The sequence below is a fragment of the Proteus sp. G4380 genome (assembly GCF_963885725.1).
Taxonomy (GTDB): domain Bacteria; phylum Pseudomonadota; class Gammaproteobacteria; order Enterobacterales; family Enterobacteriaceae; genus Proteus; species Proteus mirabilis.
On the sequence record NZ_CAWPAV010000075.1, the window covers coordinates 1 to 2580 of the forward strand.

Below are 2580 nucleotides of genomic sequence, written 5' to 3' on the forward strand. Positions count from 1 at the left end.
TATTAATGGTTATTGGGTTGTGTCTAGGGTGTCAAAATACGCTACTATTAAGTCGAGTAAATGTAACAATTTCACTTTTGTGTGAAATATTAAAGGCAATACAGATAGATAAGAATTGCCTTGTTCAGAGGTATGTTAGCGGGTTAGTTCAGCATAACGACTAACACCAATATCAATAACAGCGGATAAACTCTCGCATGCCATTTATCCGGTATACGTGATAAAAAACGTTCAGCTATTTTTAATCCTATCCATGTACTACAGATTAGAATAACGGCTGCTTTTATCCAAATATAGCCAACAAATCCAGCGCTATCCTCTAACGGGGTAGTGAAAGACAATAAGATATAAGTGAGTGTTGCCGTTAATGCTAAAGGGAATGTCAATGTGTTTGCCATTGCAGCCGATTGAGTCATTGACATACCTCTACGGCGTAATAAAGGTACGGTCATAACACTTCCACCTACACCTAAAAAAGCTGCAATAATGCCAATAATAGTGCCAGTTAACGCTTCTTTTTTGTTGGTTACTTTTTGTATTTCTTTGCGTGGCGCCATAAATCCGGGGCGAAAATAGCAATCTAAGATAGTCAGAAATAGATAACCAATAAAAATCCATCGGATCCATTCACCTTGGACGGTTGAGGCAAGTAAGGCACCGAAGATCCCACCGAATGCAATCCCCCAAAATAAGATCATAATTAATTTCCAATCTATTTTTTTCGCCTTATGGTGTTTTAGGGTCGTAATAATAGCGGAAAACAGCATAATGAGCGCAGAGGTAGCCACAGCAATTTGCATAGCATGTTCACCCGCTAAGCTATCACCCGCCCAAAGTGTAAGAATCAGAGTATAGAGTAGGGGCACAGTAACAAAACCACCGCCAAAACCAAATAACCATGTAGTAATACCTGAAATTAAGCCAAAAGAGATCAGCCAAAGTATCATTTAAATTCTCCTGTCCATAACAGGTGATATAAGCTACCGAATATAGATTTGATTTACTTCTGTCGTGCAGACAGTGAAATAGGAATTTAGGCCAAATTATCGACAATAAAGGTTATTATTTTTGATAAGGCTTTATTAAATCACCAAACTCTCATTGGGTGTTGTTAATAAAGAACCTATTCTTTATAGCAAGAATAAGCAGTGGGTAAAATGATAGGTTGTTATAATTGGCGTTCCCTACAGGAATCGAACCTGTAACTAGCCCTTAGGAGGGGCTCGTTATATCCATTTAACTAAGGGAACATTTTGCGAGAGGGTGCTTAACTGTTTCTCAGTGTCCGTATAGTACCGTTTTTGTGGTGGAGGGATCAAGGTATTTAGTCATTGAGTTAGCAAGGTTTATTTTGTAATCAATGATAATACTGTCTTAATCGCTATTTCTATATTTTTATATGTTACAGTAGATCGAAATAAAAATGATAAATATAAAATTAGTAGGTTAATTGAATGAGTCATAAAAAATAAAAACAATAAACGGGAGGGGAATGAAATAAAAAAGATCTCTACCCGTTTAATGTATACAAGCTAATAGCTTGTTAATATAGTGAGAGTGGTTTTGTTAAATTTTTTAAACACCGAAAGAGAATGTTAATACGGCCTCACCAATAAAATCGAGTCCATTACTAATATCTATTGCTTTTTTAGCCAACTCATCACGAGAAAGAATAAATGTATGAGATGTTTTTCCTGGCATGAATTTTGTGGTAAAGATTTCACCTGAGACTAATTTAAGAGATGCGGCGGATACATTCTCTTGTTGCTCTGATGTCCACCCATGAATATTATTTTTAACTAAGACAGATTTCCCCAGTTCAGCTATTTTAGGTGTTGCTCGGCTTATAAAAGCCGTTTTTCCGTCAACAGTTGCATCTTTCCAATTAAAAAATGAAGCCCCAACTGCTTTATCTGGGTTGGCTTTATCAACTAAGCGAAACCAAGCACTATCATAACTAGTATTATAATCAAGATCTACATCACCATATGTGTCAGTAGGTATAAACGTCAAATAAGTTTTAGCATCACATTCAATACTGATGCTTGTTTCTGGTTTCATATCCACATATTGATAGTTTGAAGATTGTGGTATCAAGCTTGGTGATATGCGGCCATAGTCAAAGACAACTTCTGTATTGTTAGAACTATTGATTGTACAAGTTGGCGGTTTTATATCTCCATTGATTTGTAATTGAGCTGAAGGAGCTACAGCCAGTGCTGATGTTGATATAGCCGTAAATAAGGTAAAATAGAGAAAATTCTTTTTCATTTTACTCTTCCTTTTCGTGAATGAATAATGAATTATTAAATTAGAGGATTATGATACCCCTTTTAAATTATTATTTAAGTTTTAAAATTAAGTATTTTCTTTTATTTTAGTCTGTTTAATCAAATTATGATGTTATTGAAAATATTTTATTATTTTCATCTAATTTAGAATATCACAAAATGTTTTATTTAAAATGAATCGTAAAGCTATTGTTTGAATTTTTATCATAAAAGTATAATCATTTCGTTAATGGTTATATTGTTATTTCTGCCCATTTTAATAATGAGTAATGAAAATTTTAATGCTTTT

The 2580-nt window shown here is 34.1% G+C and carries 2 protein-coding genes and 1 tRNA gene; all 3 read right to left on the reverse strand.

The window, feature by feature from the left end; translation table 11 throughout:
* Positions 1–143: 143 nt before the first annotated feature.
* The 3 genes from AACU98_RS06450 to AACU98_RS06460 all read right to left on the reverse strand — a co-directional run bounded on the left by AACU98_RS06450 (position 144) and on the right by AACU98_RS06460 (position 2271).
* A complete protein-coding gene (locus tag AACU98_RS06450) occupies positions 144–947 on the reverse strand; it encodes a sulfite exporter TauE/SafE family protein (protein ID WP_161735714.1) in 804 nt (267 codons plus the stop codon).
* A 228-nt stretch (positions 948–1175) separates the two neighbouring features.
* A tRNA-Arg gene (locus tag AACU98_RS06455) sits at positions 1176–1250 on the reverse strand.
* 325 nt (positions 1251–1575) lie between these two features.
* Positions 1576–2271: a type 1 fimbrial protein gene (locus tag AACU98_RS06460; protein ID WP_036907782.1), complete on the reverse strand. Its 696-nt coding sequence runs from the start codon at positions 2269–2271 to the stop codon at positions 1576–1578.
* Positions 2272–2580 lie beyond the last annotated feature (309 nt).

Bases quoted from the DNA above. Each gene is read 5' to 3' on its own strand.
- AACU98_RS06450 (WP_161735714.1), bottom strand. From the start codon at position 947: ATGATACTTTGGCTGATCTCTTTTGGCTTAATTTCAGGTATTACTACA.
- AACU98_RS06460 (WP_036907782.1), bottom strand. From the start codon at position 2,271: ATGAAAAAGAATTTTCTCTATTTTACCTTATTTACGGCTATATCAACA.